A 14,703-nucleotide genomic window follows, 5' to 3' on the forward strand; every position below is an offset into this window, starting at 1 on the left:
TTTGATTTTTAAAGCTTTTTTGTTTTATTTGATTAATAAATGCACGACACGAATTGGGTGAAAGCTCAGGTGTTCGCAAGTAAGGAGTATGAAAATGGCAGTTGCTGATATTAAAACGGCGGAAATCGTCAAAGAAAACGCGCGCAGCGCAAACGATACAGGTAGCCCTGAAGTTCAAGTTTCATTGCTAACAGCCCGTATCAATGAATTAACCCCCCATTTCAAAGCTAACGCTAAGGATCATCACAGCCGTCGTGGTTTGTTGAAGATGGTTTCACGCCGCCGCCGCCTTTTGGATTACCTCAAGGGTAAGGATTTGGGTCGCTATCGCGCATTGATCGAGAAATTAGGTCTCCGTAAGTAATTCTTATCGGTATTGCAATGCCATCTTTCTTAGGGTTGTTTCGTAACAGAATCAGTCCTAAGCAGATGGCATGTTTTTTGAGCGCTTCAAGATTATTTGTGTAGGGGATCGTGTCATTCCAATGAGTTTCTGGGTTGTGAAATCCAGTGCCTCCCTGGAATGGCATCCCTTGTGATCTTTAATCGCTCCAGTGTTGTCGTGACACTGCTTTATCCCACGACAAGCGTGAAATCCACGTGGCTTTCACGTGAACAATTTGGAGAAGATCAGAATGACGATGTTTAAAAAAGTAGTAAAAACGTTTCAATGGGGCAACCATCAAGTAACAATGGAAACAGGCGAGATCGCTCGCCAATCTGGTGGTGCTGTCATTGTTAATGTGGATGACACAGTAGTAATGGGCACAGTAGTTGCCTCTAAATCAGCCAAGCCTGGCCAGTCATTTTTCCCATTGACTGTTGATTACCTCGAGAAAACTTACGCTGCAGGAAAAATTCCTGGCGGCTTCTTCCGTCGTGAAGGTCGTCCATCAGAAGGTGAGACATTGATCTCCCGTTTGATCGATCGCCCATTGCGTCCACTGTTTCCAGAAGGCTTCTTAAACGAAGTTCAGGTAGTGGTTCATGTGTTGTCTATCAACCCAGACGTTCCTGCTGATATTCCTGCATTGATCGCTGCATCTGCAGCTTTGGCTGTTTCAGGCATCCCATTTGCTGGCCCAGTTGGCGCAGCACGTGTTGGTTACGCTAACGGTCAATACCTCTTGAACCCAACTCGTACAGAGCAAGCTACTAGTGAGATGGATTTGATTGTTGCTGGTACTCAAGCTGCGGTATTGATGGTTGAATCAGAAGCTAATCAGTTGTCTGAAGAAATCATGTTGGGCGCCGTTGTATATGGTCATGACCAAATGCAAACTGCAATCAATGCAATTAACGAATTAGTGACTGAAGCTGGCAAGCCAGAGTGGGATTGGACTGCTGCTCCTAAAGATGAGCCATTCATCGCTAAGGTCACCGCATTGGCTGAAGCGCCATTGCGTGAGGCTTATCAGATTCGTCAAAAAGGTGCTCGTTCAGACAAGCTCAAAGAAATTACTAAAACAGTTGTAGCTAAGTTGCAAGAAGAAGGTGATGTTGACGCTGTTGCCGTTAACGATATCTTGTTTGAAATCGAAGCGAAGATTGTTCGTAGCCAAATTTTGAATGGCGAGCCACGTATTGATGGTCGTGATACACGCACTGTTCGTCCGATCGAAATTCGTAATGGCGTATTGCCACGCACACACGGTTCAGCATTGTTTACCCGTGGTGAAACACAAGCTCTCGTAGTTGCTACTTTGGGTACTGCACGTGATGAGCAGATCATCGATGCGCTCGAAGGTGAGTACCGTGATCGCTTCATGTTCCACTACAACATGCCTCCGTTTGCAACTGGTGAAACTGGTCGTGTAGGTAGCCCTAAGCGTCGTGAAATTGGTCATGGTCGTTTGGCTAAACGTGCATTGATTCCAGTATTGCCAAGCGCTGAAGATTTCGCGTACAGCATTCGTGTGGTTTCAGAAATTACTGAGTCCAATGGTTCTTCATCCATGGCTTCTGTTTGCGGTGGCTGTTTAGCAATGATGGACGCTGGTGTTCCAGTTAAGGCTCACGTTGCTGGTGTTGCAATGGGCTTAATTTTGGATGGCAACCGTTTTGCTGTATTGACAGATATCTTGGGTGACGAAGATCACTTAGGCGACATGGACTTTAAAGTAGCGGGTACTGCTAACGGTATTACTGCTTTGCAAATGGACATCAAGGTTCAAGGTATCACTAAAGAAATTATGCAAGTTGCACTGGCCCAAGCTAAAGAAGGCCGTTTGCACATTTTGAGCAAGATGCAAGAAGCGATGGGTTCAGTTCGCACTGAATTGTCTGCACATGCTCCACGTATGGTTTCTTTCAAGATTCATCCAGACAAGATTCGTGAAGTAATTGGTAAGGGCGGCGCAACAATTCAAGCCTTGACCAAAGAAACTGGTTGCAGCATCGACATTAAAGATGACGGTACAGTAACAATCGCATCTACTTCTGCTGAAGGCATGGCTGAAGCGAAAGCACGCATCGAAGGCATTACTGCTGAAGCTGAAGTAGGCAAGATCTACGAAGGCCCAGTAGTGAAGCTGCTCGAGTTTGGTGCTTTGGTAAATATTCTTCCAGGCAAAGATGGTCTCTTACACATCTCTGAAATTTCTAATGAGCGTGTAAAAGAAGTTAAAGACTATTTGGCAGAAGGCCAAGTGGTTCGCGTGAAGTTGTTAGCTGCTGATGAACGTGGTCGTTTGCGTTTATCTCTCAAGGCTGCAATGGCTGATGAGGGTGGCACGATTGCTCCTTTGGCTGGCGCGTCTGCAAATGCTGAAGCAGCTCCAGCATCTGGCGAATCAGCTTAATTTATTCATTAAGTTATTTAGTCAGCGAGCGGAGTTCATATGCGCGTAATGGAAATCAAAGAATTTGGCGCACCAGAAATGCTGGTGTCTGCCACTCGTCCTGACCCAGTGGCTCCGGCTGCTGGAACAGGTGAGATTTTGATTAAGGTTATTGCTGCTGGAATTAATCGTCCAGACGTTTTACAACGTAAAGGCCATTACCCAGTCCCAGCAGGTGCATCTGATATTCCTGGTCTCGAAGTGGCTGGTGAAATTGTTGGCGGTGATTTAGCTCACGCCGATAATCTGTTTGGTCTTAAAGTTGGCGATAAGGTTTGTGCGCTGGTGCAAGGTGGTGGTTACGCTGAATTGTGTACCGCCCCCATTGCCCAATGCTTACCGTACCCAAAAGGATTTACCGATCAAGAGGCAGCTTCCTTGCCAGAAACTTTTTACACCGTGTGGAGTAACGTCTTCATGCGTGGTGAGTTGTCTGAGGGTGAAACTTTGTTGGTGCAAGGTGGTTCGAGCGGCATTGGTGTCACCGCTATTTTGATTGCAAAAGCTTTGGGCCATAAAGTGTTTGTGACTGCAGGTACCGATGAGAAATGCGCAGCTTGCGTGGCTTTAGGCGCTGATTTAGCGATCAACTACAAGACACAAGATTTTGCAGAAGAAGTGAAGAAGGCAACAGACGGTAAGGGTGTCAACGTTATTCTCGACATGGTTACCGGTGCTTATGTACAAAAAGAGATTGATTGCTTGGCTGATGATGGTCGTATCGTGATCATTGCGATCATGGGCGGATCAAAAGCAGAAGTGAATACGGGTCAAATTTTGCGTCGCCGTTTAACCATCACTGGTTCTACATTACGCCCACGTCCAGTGTCATTCAAGAAGCAAATTACACAGCAGTTACATGCACGTATCTGGCCTTTGCTTGATGCGGGTAAGTTAAAGCCAGTGATTTATAAAACATTCTCCCTAGATCAAGCGGCTGATGCCCATCGCCTGATGGAGTCTTCTGAGCACGTTGGCAAGATTGTGTTAACTGTTTAAGTATTGAGCTAGATTTAATGCGTCCACTCACTGTTATTGGCAACTTGAAAATGAACGGCAGTCTTGCAAGAAATGCAGACTGGTTCAAGATCGTTTGCCGTGGGATGGAGCAAGGTATGCCTGCTGGACGCAAGTATGCGGTGTGTGTCCCCGCCCCGTATTTGTCGCAGTGTAGTGATTTGATTCGTGATTGTTCTTTAGCATTTTTGAGCTTAGGCGCTCAAGATGTATCGGCTTATGCTGCTGGTGCTTATACCGGGGAGCTTGCTGCATCCATGCTCAAGGAATTGAATTGCACTTATGTGATTGTTGGGCATTCTGAGCGTCGCCAGTATCACCAGGAAACTGATGAACAGGTTGCCGAGAAAGCCCTTCAGGCGCTTGATAACGGCATGACTCCAGTCATTTGTGTAGGTGAGTCTGCGGACGAGCGTAACTCAGGTCGCGAAGTTGAGGTGGTGAGAGCTCAAATTTCAAAGCAGGTAGCGATCTTGCAAGACCGTTTAGCTGACTGCCTGATTGCGTATGAACCTATTTGGGCAATTGGCACCGGCAAGGTGGCAAGTGCGCAGATGGCTCAAGATATCCACCGAGCAATCCGCTTGCAGTTGGCGGAGTTTGATGAAGATGTAGCCTCCCATGTGGGAATTTTGTATGGCGGCAGTGTTAAACCTGACAATGCCGTTGAACTGTTTGCAATGCCAGATATTGATGGCGGATTGATTGGGGGTGCTTCTTTGAACCCGCAGGAATTTCTCGCTATTTGTCAGGCCTAGATTTTTTATTTGGAGATAAGCCATGGAATGGTTTAAGACTTTATTGATCGTGTTGCAGGTAATTTCAGCTTTGGCTGTGATCTTGCTTGTGTTGCTTCAGCAGGGTAAGGGCGCCGATATGGGCGCTGCTTTTGGATCTGGATCCTCCGGCAGCCTTTTTGGCGCTAGCGGTTCTGCCAATTTCCTTTCCCACACAACCGCGATTTTTGCGGCAATCTTTTTCGTCTGCACTCTGGGTATTACCTGGATTGGGAATAAGAAGGAAGTTAGCCCTGGTATTTTGTCTGGCACTGTAGCTCCTGTTGTGGCTCCAGCCCCAGCAGCAGCTGAGCCAGCACAGGATCCAACGAAGCCAGCGGTTCCAAAGTAAAAAAGTAGGTTTTAGGCTTTCCTACCCCTATTTTCGGGGTGGTTTAGTGGTGCAATGCGGTAGAATTGACGGGTTTTACAAGATGCCGACGTGGTGAAATTGGTAGACACGCTATCTTGAGGGGGTAGTGGCTTAGGCTGTGCGAGTTCGAGTCTCGCCGTCGGCACCAAATTGTAGGATTTGTAGGGGTTTATGCGGTAAATCAAGGCTTTATGTAGTGGAATAAATGATAATTTGCTGTCTCATTAGTTTTGTTGGACGAACGACTCAGGACCATTTTGAATCTCGCTAATTACTTTCCTGTTCTTCTTTTTATCCTCGTAGGTATTGGGGTGGGATTAGTCCCCATGTTCCTCGGAAAAATCTTGGCTCCTTCGAAGCCAGATGCGGAAAAACTGTCTCCATATGAGTGTGGTTTTGAAGCTTTCGAAGATGCACGTATGAAATTCGACGTGCGTTACTATCTCGTCGCCATCCTGTTTATCTTGTTTGACTTGGAAACTGCATTCCTATTCCCATGGGGTGTGGCTCTGCGTGATATCGGTTGGTTTGGTTACGCCTCCATGGTGATTTTCTTGTTGGAATTCATTGTTGGCTTCGTATATATCTGGAAAAAGGGCGCTCTCGACTGGGAGTGATAGATATGGCATTAGAAGGCGTTCTTAAAGAAGGATTTGTTACCACTACTGCAGACCAGTTAATTAACTGGACGCGTAATGGCTCTCTATGGCCAATGACATTTGGTCTGGCTTGCTGCGCAGTGGAAATGATGCATGCAGGCGCATCCCGTTATGACTTGGATCGATTTGGTGTGGTTTTCCGCCCATCCCCACGCCAATCCGACTTGATGATTGTGGCTGGCACCTTATGTAACAAGATGGCTCCAGCACTTCGTAAGGTTTACGACCAAATGCCTGAGCCACGTTGGGTAATCTCCATGGGTTCTTGTGCCAATGGTGGTGGTTATTACCATAACTCGTATTCAGTTGTTCGCGGTTGCGACCGTATCGTGCCAGTGGATATTTATGTTCCTGGCTGTCCTCCAACTGCAGAAGCGTTGATCTACGGGATTATTCAGTTGCAATCCAAAATCGCTCGCACCAGCACGATTGCGCGGAAGGCTTAAACCATGTCAGATCGTTTAGTTCAACTCGCCGCCAACCTGGAAAAAGTTTTGGGTAAGCGTGCGCAATCTATTGAGATTGCTTTGGGTGAAGTGACTGTAGTTGTAAATGCAGATACCTATTTTGAATCCGCTATGTTGTTGCGTGATGATCCTTCGTTGGCCTTTGAGCAATTAATTGATTTATGTGGCGTGGATTATCAAGATTTCCGCGAAGGGCAGTGGGGCGGTCAGCGTTTTGGCGTTGTAACCCATCTCTTGTCTTTGGCGCACAACTGGCGTTTGCGTGTACGTGTATTCGCGCCAGAAGACGCTTATCCAGTGGTTGCCTCTCTTACTCCAGTGTGGGCTGCTGCCAACTGGTTTGAGCGTGAAGCTTTTGACCTCTACGGCATCTTGTTTGATGGGCATGAAGACCTGCGCCGCATTCTGACTGACTATGGTTTCATCGGTCATCCATTTAGAAAAGATTTCCCAATTTCTGGCAACGTTGAAATGCGTTACGACCCAGAGTTAAAGCGTGTGGTGTATCAGCCTGTCACGATTGAAGCGCGTGAGATCACGCCACGTATCGTGCGCGAAGAGCAGTACGGAGGTCCGGTTTAAGTCATGGCACAAATTAAGAACTACACCCTCAATTTCGGTCCTCAGCATCCTGCGGCACACGGCGTATTGCGCCTAGTGTTAGAGCTGGATGGTGAAGTGATTCAACGCGCTGATCCACACATTGGTTTATTGCATCGCGCTACAGAAAAATTAGCAGAGACACGCACTTGGATTCAGAACGTTCCTTATATGGATCGTCTGGACTATGTATCGATGATGTCGAACGAGCATGCTTACGTGATGGCGATCGAGAAGTTGCTGCAGGTAGATGTGCCTTTGCGCGCGCAATACATTCGCGTGATGTATGACGAGTTAACACGTTTATTGAATCACCTTTTGTGGATTGGTTGTCACGGCTTGGACGTTGGCGCCATGGCCGTGTTCTTGTATGCCTTCCGCGATCGTGAAGATATTTTTGATATGTACGAAGCCGTTTCTGGTGCTCGTATGCATGCTGCTTACTATCGTCCCGGTGGTGTCTATCGCGACCTGCCAACACAAATGGCTCAGTACTCTAAGTCGAAGATTCGTAGCACCTCTGCCATTAAGCATTTGAATGAAAACCGTAGCGGTACTTTGCTCGACTTCATTGAGCAATTCTCAAATGGTTTTGATGCCAACGTAGACGAGTATTGCAATCTTTTAACGGATAACCGTATTTGGAAGCAACGCTTGGTAGGTATTGGTGTTGTTTCTCCTGAGCGCGCTTTGCAACTTGGTTTCACTGGCCCAATGCTACGCGGTTCTGGTGTTGAGTGGGACTTACGTAAAAAACAGCCTTATGAAACCTACGACAAACTCGACTTTGATATTCCAGTTGGCGTGAATGGTGATTCTTATGATCGCTATTTAGTCCGCATGGAAGAAATGCGCCAATCGAATCGCATCATTAAACAGTGCGTAGCTTGGCTCAAAGCAAATGATGGTCCTGTGATGAGCGACAACCATAAGGTATCTCCACCAAAGCGTGTGGATATGAAGACCAATATGGAAGAGCTGATTCACCATTTCAAACTCTTTACTGAAGGTATGCATGTTCCTGATGGTGAGGCTTACTCTGCTGTTGAGCATCCTAAAGGTGAGTTTGGTATCTACTTGATTTCTGATGGTGCTAATAAGCCATATCGCATGAAGATTCGTGCGCCAGGCTTTGTGCATTTGTCTGCAATGGATGAGATGTCACGTGGCCACATGTTGGCTGATGCTGTAACCATTATTGGTACCCAAGATATTGTGTTCGGGGAGATTGACCGCTAATACAGCGCGCCAAGGATTAATTCATGACAACAACCCTTCAACTTTCAGACAAAACGCTCGCAGACATTGCGCGCAATGTCGCGAAATACCCTCCAGAACAAAAACAATCTGCTGTGATGGCATCTTTGATTGCTGCCCAAACTGAAGTGGGTTGGGTTTCACCAGAGGTGATTGAAACAGTCGCACAAATCTTGGAAATGCCAACGATTGCAGTGGATGAAGTGGCTACTTTCTACAACATGTACGACACCAAAAAAATTGGTAAATACAAGTTGGTAATTTGCACAAACTTACCTTGCCAGTTAACCCATGGTGAAACTGCTGCAACGTATTTAAAAGAAACATTGGGCATTGGCTACAACGAGACAACTCCTTGTGGCACCTTCACCTTGAAAGAGGGTGAGTGCATGGGTGCTTGTGGAGATTCTCCGGTGATGTTGGTGAACAACAAGCGCATGTGCAGCTTCATGAGTAAAGATAAGATTGATGCTCTATTAAATGAGCTCCGTGCAGAAGGGAAAGCAGTATGACCAGCTTGCACGACAGACACATTAAGCCTTTGATCCTTGCTGGATTGAATGGCGAGAATTGGCGTTTAAAAGATTATGAAAGCCGTGGCGGATACCAACAGCTGCGTCGCATCATCAATGACAAAGTTGCGCCTGACGCAATCATTGCTGAATTAAAAGCTTCATCATTACGTGGTCGTGGAGGCGCAGGCTTCCCAACTGGATTGAAGTGGAGCTTTATGCCCCGTCAATTCCCCGGTCAAAAATACCTAGTTTGTAACAGTGACGAAGGTGAGCCAGGTACATTTAAAGATCGCGACATCATGCGTTACAACCCGCATGCCTTGATTGAGGGCATGATTATTGGTGCCTACACTATGGGTATTACTGTGGGTTACAACTATATCCACGGCGAAATTTGGGAAGTCTATTCCCGTTTCGAGGAGGCTCTTGAAGAAGCTCGTGCTGCCGGATATCTTGGCGACAAAATCATGGGAAGTGATTTCAACTTCCAATTGCATGCTGCCCCAGGTTGGGGTGCATACATCTGTGGTGAAGAAACTGCGCTACTAGAGTCACTTGAAGGTAAGAAGGGTCAACCGCGCTTCAAGCCACCATTCCCGGCAAGCTTTGGTTTGTATGGCAAGCCAACCACGATTAATAACACTGAAACATTTGCTGCTGTGCCATTCATTATGGCGATTGGTGGCCCAGCGTATTTGGAGTTGGGTAGGCCAAATAACGGTGGTACGAAGATTTTCTCCATCTCCGGTGATGTCACTTATCCAGGTAACTACGAGATTCCATTGGGCACTCCATTTGCGGAGCTGTTGAAGCTTGCTGGCGGTATGCGTGATGGCATTCCTTTGAAGGCCGTGATTCCTGGTGGATCTTCTTCTCCGGTGATTCCTGGAGCTGAGATGATGACGCTCACAATGGATTACGACAGTATTGCGAAAGCAGGTTCGATGTTGGGATCTGGTGCAGTCATCGTGATGAATGAAACACGCTGCATGGTTCGCGCCTTAGAGCGTTTGTCCTACTTCTATCACGAAGAATCTTGCGGTCAGTGCACACCATGTCGTGAGGGTACTGGCTGGTTGTGGCGCATCGTTCATCGCATTGAGCATGGCGAAGGTCGTCCAGAAGATTTGGATTTATTGAATGACGTAGCAGCCAATATTCAAGGTCGTACGATTTGCGCCTTGGGTGATGCAGCTGCTATGCCAGTTCGTGGCATGTTGAAGCATTACATGGATGAATTTGCGTATCACGTAGAACATAAGCGCTGCTTAGATTCTGCTAAACCTTTATAAGACATTGAGCACGGGACATCTTAAAGTGAGCATGGTTGAAATCGAATTAGATGGTAAGGCAGTAGAAGTTCCGCAAGGTTCGATGGTGATGCACGCCGCGAACAAGCTCGGTACTTATATCCCTCACTTCTGTTATCACAAGAAATTATCTATCGCCGCTAACTGCCGTATGTGTTTAGTGGAAGTGGAAAAGGCTCCTAAGCCTTTGCCAGCTTGCGCTACTCCAGTGACCCAAGGTATGAAGGTGTTTACGCATTCTGCTAAAGCAGTTGAGGCCCAGCGTTCTGTCATGGAGTTCCTACTGATTAACCATCCTTTGGATTGCCCAATTTGCGATCAAGGTGGTGAGTGCCAGTTACAGGATTTGGCCGTTGGTTACGGCAAATCGAATTCACGCTATGAAGAAGAGAAGCGTGTTGTATTTCATAAGAATGTAGGCCCACTCATCTCCATGCAAGAGATGACACGTTGTATTCACTGTACCCGCTGCGTTCGCTTTGGCCAAGAAGTTGCCGGCGTAATGGAGTTGGGTATGGTTAACCGTGGCGAGCATTCTGAAATCACTACTTTTGCAGGTCAAACGATTGATTCAGAGTTGTCTGGAAACATGATTGATTTGTGCCCAGTTGGCGCATTGACTAGCAAGCCATTCCGCTATGCTGCGCGCACTTGGGAATTGGGTCGTAAGCGCTCAGTCAGCCCGCATGACAGTCTCGGTGCGAACACCACTATTCAAACTAAAGCAAACAAAGTGATGCGTGTTGTTGCTTTGGAAAATGATGCAGTAAATGAGTGCTGGATTAGTGACCGTGACCGCTTCGCTTATGAAGGCTTAAATAGTGCTGATCGTGTAACCACACCAATGGTGAAGCAGGGTGGTCAGTGGCTTGAGACTGATTGGCAATCCGCAATGGATTATGTTGCCCATTCACTTAAAACCATTTCCGCTGAGAATGGCCCTGAAGCAGTTGCTGCTTTAGCGCATCCAATCTCGAGCACAGAAGAGCTATTCCTGCTCCAGAAAATGATTCGCGGTTTGGGTTCTAAGCAGGTTGAGACTCGCCTACGTCAAACTGACGTGAAGGGTGCGGCTTCTGCTCCCTGGTTAGGTATGCCAATTTCTAAAGTTAGTGAACTTGATCGTGTGCTGGTAATTGGTAGCTTCTTGCGTAAAGAGCAACCATTGATTGCCGCACGTCTACGCACTGCAACCAAGCGTGGCTTGCAAGTGTCACGGATTGATGCTGGTGGCGACGATTGGTTGATTCCAAATACTGCTATTGCTGCGACTCCAAGCACATGGCTCAACACACTGAGTGAAGTGGCATTGGCAGTGGCTAAAGCGAAGTCTGCTAGCGCCCCATCCGGTACGCCTAACTTATCAGTGTCCGCAACTGCGCAAAAGATTGCAGATAGCTTGCTCTCCGGTACATCCACTTCTGTATTACTTGGCTCTGCCGCGATCGCGCATCCACAAGCATCTGACTTGCATGTCTTAGCGCAATTTATTGCTGAGCAAACTGGTGCAACTTTAGGCTTCTTGCCAGTTGGCGGTAATGCTGTTGGTGCTAGCCTAGTGAATGCCAATGGTGTTGGTGTTGAGTCGGTGTTATCGGGTGATCGCCGCGCAGTCATCTTGATGAATATCGAGCCTGATGCAGATTTGCCAAATCCAGAGCAAGCCCGTGTTGCTTTGACTAAGGCCAATACAGTGATTGCCTTAAGTGCTTATAAGAGCGCTGATCTTCTTGAGGTGGCTGATGTGATTTTACCGACCTCGACATTTACAGAGACAGTGTCTACTTTTGTAAATGCAGAAGGTCGTGCGCAAACCATTCAGCCGGCTGTAAAACCTTTGGGTGATTCTCGTCCAGCATGGAAGGTTCTCCGTGTTCTTGGTGGATTATTGAATTTAGATGGTTTCCTTTACAACATGCCTGAAGAGGTGTTGGGTGAAGCGCTTGGTGAAAATTACTGCACTAAGCTATCAAATCAATCAACAGCTTCTGGCTTGACTAATAGCAATGCAGCTCCTTCAACAGGTTTAGAGCGCATATCTGATGTTGGTATTTATGCCGGCGATCAAATTGTTCGTCGTTCATCAGCGTTGCAGTTAACGCGTGATGCTAAGCGTGGCAATCAAGTTGGATTGGGTCAAGCGCTCTTTAATGAGTTGGGCTTGAAAGAGGGCGATGCTGTGCGAGTGACCCAAGGTGGTCATTCAATCGATTTGCCTGCCACATTGGAAGCGAACCTAGCTAAGGCTGCCGTCAGAATTTCTGCGGGCACTATGGCTAGCGCTAAATTGGGATCGATGTTTGGTCCAGTAACCGTTAGTAAGGCATAAGGGACGAGATGGATAATTTCTTGAACCTCGTTACCACCCAAGGTGAGGCCATCTTTGGCTCACTTTGGCCACTCGTTTGGGCTTTGGTGCGCATTGTGATCATCGTGTTGCCGATGTTTGGTGCTGTTGCTTACATGACTCTTTGGGAGCGTAAGTTAATCGGCTGGATGCATATTCGCCTTGGACCGAATCGTGTTGGTCCCTTAGGTTTGTTGCAGCCAATTGCTGATGCCTTGAAGTTATTGATGAAGGAGATTATTTCTCCAACCCAAGCAAGCAAGGTGCTGTATTTCATTGCACCAGTGATGGTGATCATGCCGGCTTTCGCTGCTTGGGCTGTGATTCCTTTCCAAGCCAAAATGGTCTTGGCTGATGTTAATGCTGGCCTTTTATATGTGATGGCAATCTCATCCATTGGTGTTTATGGTGTGATCTTGGCAGGATGGTCATCCAACTCTAAGTACCCGTTCCTTGGTGCTATGCGTGCTTCAGCTCAAATGATTTCTTATGAAATCGCTATGGGCTTTGCCTTAGTTACTGTGTTGTTGACCTCAGGTTCCTTAAATCTCAGCACGATTGTGGCCTCCCAAGAGCAGGGCTACTTCGCTAGCGTAGGTTTGAACTTCCTTTCATGGAATTGGCTGCCTTTACTCCCAATGTTCGTGATTTACTTTATCTCTGGTGTTGCTGAGACTAACCGCCATCCGTTTGACGTGGTTGAGGGTGAGTCTGAGATTGTTGCTGGCCATATGGTTGAGTACTCCGGTATGGCCTTTGCGATGTTCTTCTTGGCTGAATATGCCAACATGATCTTAATTGCTGCTTTGGCTGCCACGATGTTCTTGGGTGGTTGGTTGCCGATTGTCGATTTACCGATTTTGCGCGATATCCCTGGTTTCTTCTGGTTGTTCGCTAAAACATTCTTCCTCCTGTCTTGCGTCATCTGGCTACGTGCCACATTGCCACGCTATCGCTATGACCAAATCATGCGTCTAGGTTGGAAGATCTTTATTCCCATCTCCGTATTCTGGGTAGTTGTCGTTGGCGCATGGGTTGTATCCCCATTGAATATTTGGAAATAAGTTGACTAATCATGTTTAAGAAAATTTCCCAATTCCTCGATAGCTTGATGCTCAAAGATATTTTGACTGGTATGTCTATTACCGGTCGCTATCTCTTTAAACCAAAAATTACTGTGCAATACCCCGAAGAGAAGACCCCGCAGTCTGTTCGCTTCCGCGGATTGCACGCCTTGCGCCGTTACGAAAACGGGGAAGAGCGTTGTATTGGTTGTAAATTGTGTGAGGCAGTTTGTCCTGCTTATGCAATTACCATTGAAACTGCCGAGCGCGATGATGGCACTCGCCGCACTAGTCGTTACGACATTGATTTGACGAAGTGTATTTTTTGCGGATTCTGCGAAGAAGCTTGCCCAGTTGACGCTATTGTTGAAACCAATATTTTTGAGTATTTTGGTGACAAGCGTGGTGATTTGTATTTCACTAAAGAAATGCTTTTGGCAGTTGGTGATAAGTATGAAAAAGATATCGCCGCTAACCGCGCAGCAGATGCGCCTTATCGTTAATCGAATAGAGCACAACGACATATGACATTCGATACTTCTACATTATTTGCGGTCTTCTTCTACGCGTTTGCTGGACTTCTAGTGGTTTCAGCATTACGAGTAATTACTGCTCGCAACCCAGTACATGCTGCACTCTTTTTAGTTTTAGCATTCTTCTGTGCTTCTGGCCTATGGATGTTGCTAAAGGCAGAGTTCTTAAGCTTGGCCCTTATTCTTGTCTACGTAGGCGCTGTAATGGTGCTCTTCTTGTTCGTGGTCATGATGCTGGATCTGGATTTAGAGCATCTACGTCGTGATTTCAAAAAATTCTTGCCCGTAGCTTTTCTGATGGGTGCAGTCATCGTATTAGAGTTATCTATCGTTTTGATTCGTAGCTTTATCGGTACTAGTGCCCCAGTGCAGCAGATGCTTGAGGAAATGGCTACTAGCAATACACAAGCTTTGGGTATGCTGATCTTCGTTGATTATGTTTATGCCTTCGAGGTTGCCGGCGTCATTCTGTTGGTGGCGATTATTGCTGCTGTTGCATTGACACTACGTAATCGTAAAGATTCCAAATCCCAAAATATTCATGAGCAAGTGAATGTTAATTCAGCGGATCGTATGCGTATTGTCAAAATGGGTTCAGATATGGCCGCAAAGCAAGATGCACGCGGAGAGAAGAAATGACTATTACCTTAGCTCACTACCTAGTGTTAGGCGCAATCTTGTTTGCGACCAGCGTCATTGGTATTTTCTTAAACCGTAAGAATGTCATCGTGCTTTTAATGGCTATTGAATTGATGCTTCTCTCGGTGAACATGAACTTTGTGGCCTTCTCCCATTATTTAGGTGATATGGCTGGTCAAGTATTCGTATTCTTTATTCTGACCGTGGCTGCTGCTGAGGCAGCAATTGGCCTGGCAATTTTGGTTGTTCTCTTCCGCAAGGTGGACACCATCAATGCTGAAGACCTTGACCACCTAAAAGGCTAGT

16 protein-coding genes and 1 tRNA gene are annotated in these 14,703 nt (G+C 46.7%); all 17 read left to right on the forward strand.

What is annotated here, in order from left to right:
• The first annotated feature begins 94 nt into the window (after positions 1 to 94).
• The 17 genes from rpsO to nuoK all read left to right on the forward strand — a co-directional run bounded on the left by rpsO (position 95) and on the right by nuoK (position 14,702).
• Positions 95 to 364, forward strand: a complete 270-nt coding sequence (gene rpsO / locus FD971_RS03885) for a 30S ribosomal protein S15 (RefSeq protein WP_015420915.1) — start codon at positions 95 to 97, stop codon at positions 362 to 364.
• A 271-nt stretch (positions 365 to 635) separates the two neighbouring features.
• Positions 636 to 2,801: a polyribonucleotide nucleotidyltransferase gene (pnp, locus tag FD971_RS03890; RefSeq protein WP_215334781.1), complete on the forward strand. Its 2,166-nt coding sequence runs from the start codon at positions 636 to 638 to the stop codon at positions 2,799 to 2,801.
• 39 nt (positions 2,802 to 2,840) lie between these two features.
• A complete protein-coding gene (locus tag FD971_RS03895) occupies positions 2,841 to 3,839 on the forward strand; it encodes an NAD(P)H-quinone oxidoreductase (protein ID WP_215334782.1) in 999 nt (332 codons plus the stop codon).
• A gap of 17 nt (positions 3,840 to 3,856) precedes the next feature.
• Positions 3,857 to 4,615 (forward strand): triose-phosphate isomerase, encoded by a 759-nt coding sequence (tpiA, locus tag FD971_RS03900; RefSeq protein WP_215334783.1) that lies wholly within the window; start codon positions 3,857 to 3,859, stop codon positions 4,613 to 4,615.
• 22 nt (positions 4,616 to 4,637) lie between these two features.
• Entirely contained in the window at positions 4,638 to 4,985 is a 348-nt protein-coding gene (gene secG, locus FD971_RS03905; protein ID WP_215334784.1) for a preprotein translocase subunit SecG, read from the forward strand.
• Positions 4,986 to 5,069: 84 nt separating this feature from the next.
• Positions 5,070 to 5,154 (forward strand) — tRNA-Leu (locus tag FD971_RS03910).
• Between the two features lie 109 nt (positions 5,155 to 5,263).
• Positions 5,264 to 5,623: an NADH-quinone oxidoreductase subunit A gene (locus FD971_RS03915; protein WP_215303332.1), complete on the forward strand. Its 360-nt coding sequence runs from the start codon at positions 5,264 to 5,266 to the stop codon at positions 5,621 to 5,623.
• Positions 5,624 to 5,628: 5 nt separating this feature from the next.
• Positions 5,629 to 6,111 (forward strand): NADH-quinone oxidoreductase subunit B family protein, encoded by a 483-nt coding sequence (locus FD971_RS03920; RefSeq protein WP_011902891.1) that lies wholly within the window; start codon positions 5,629 to 5,631, stop codon positions 6,109 to 6,111.
• A 3-nt stretch (positions 6,112 to 6,114) separates the two neighbouring features.
• Complete coding sequence (locus tag FD971_RS03925) at positions 6,115 to 6,714, forward strand: NADH-quinone oxidoreductase subunit C (RefSeq protein WP_215334785.1); 600 nt, start codon at positions 6,115 to 6,117, stop codon at positions 6,712 to 6,714.
• Between the two features lie 3 nt (positions 6,715 to 6,717).
• A complete protein-coding gene (locus FD971_RS03930) occupies positions 6,718 to 7,971 on the forward strand; it encodes an NADH-quinone oxidoreductase subunit D (RefSeq protein WP_215334786.1) in 1,254 nt (417 codons plus the stop codon).
• 23 nt (positions 7,972 to 7,994) lie between these two features.
• Entirely contained in the window at positions 7,995 to 8,501 is a 507-nt protein-coding gene (nuoE, locus tag FD971_RS03935) for an NADH-quinone oxidoreductase subunit NuoE (RefSeq protein WP_215334787.1), read from the forward strand.
• On the forward strand, positions 8,498 to 9,796 hold the full coding sequence (nuoF, locus tag FD971_RS03940; RefSeq protein ID WP_215334788.1) for an NADH-quinone oxidoreductase subunit NuoF: 1,299 nt from the start codon (positions 8,498 to 8,500) through the stop codon (positions 9,794 to 9,796). Before nuoE ends, nuoF begins: the two co-directional genes overlap by 4 nt.
• 31 nt (positions 9,797 to 9,827) lie before the next feature.
• The gene (gene nuoG, locus FD971_RS03945) at positions 9,828 to 12,143 is read left to right on the forward strand and encodes an NADH-quinone oxidoreductase subunit NuoG (RefSeq protein ID WP_215334789.1); all 2,316 of its coding nucleotides are present in this window, start codon (positions 9,828 to 9,830) and stop codon (positions 12,141 to 12,143) included.
• An 8-nt stretch (positions 12,144 to 12,151) separates the two neighbouring features.
• Positions 12,152 to 13,225, forward strand: a complete 1,074-nt coding sequence (gene nuoH / locus FD971_RS03950) for an NADH-quinone oxidoreductase subunit NuoH (protein ID WP_215334790.1) — start codon at positions 12,152 to 12,154, stop codon at positions 13,223 to 13,225.
• An 11-nt stretch (positions 13,226 to 13,236) separates the two neighbouring features.
• Positions 13,237 to 13,728, forward strand: a complete 492-nt coding sequence (nuoI, locus tag FD971_RS03955; RefSeq protein ID WP_215303350.1) for an NADH-quinone oxidoreductase subunit NuoI — start codon at positions 13,237 to 13,239, stop codon at positions 13,726 to 13,728.
• A gap of 21 nt (positions 13,729 to 13,749) precedes the next feature.
• The gene (locus tag FD971_RS03960) at positions 13,750 to 14,397 is read left to right on the forward strand and encodes an NADH-quinone oxidoreductase subunit J (RefSeq protein WP_215334791.1); all 648 of its coding nucleotides are present in this window, start codon (positions 13,750 to 13,752) and stop codon (positions 14,395 to 14,397) included.
• Complete coding sequence (nuoK, locus tag FD971_RS03965; protein WP_062308407.1) at positions 14,394 to 14,702, forward strand: NADH-quinone oxidoreductase subunit NuoK; 309 nt, start codon at positions 14,394 to 14,396, stop codon at positions 14,700 to 14,702. Before FD971_RS03960 ends, nuoK begins: the two co-directional genes overlap by 4 nt.
• Position 14,703 lies beyond the last annotated feature (1 nt).

The sequence above is a fragment of the Polynucleobacter sp. AP-Ainpum-60-G11 genome, assembly GCF_018688375.1.
GTDB lineage: Bacteria > Pseudomonadota > Gammaproteobacteria > Burkholderiales > Burkholderiaceae > Polynucleobacter.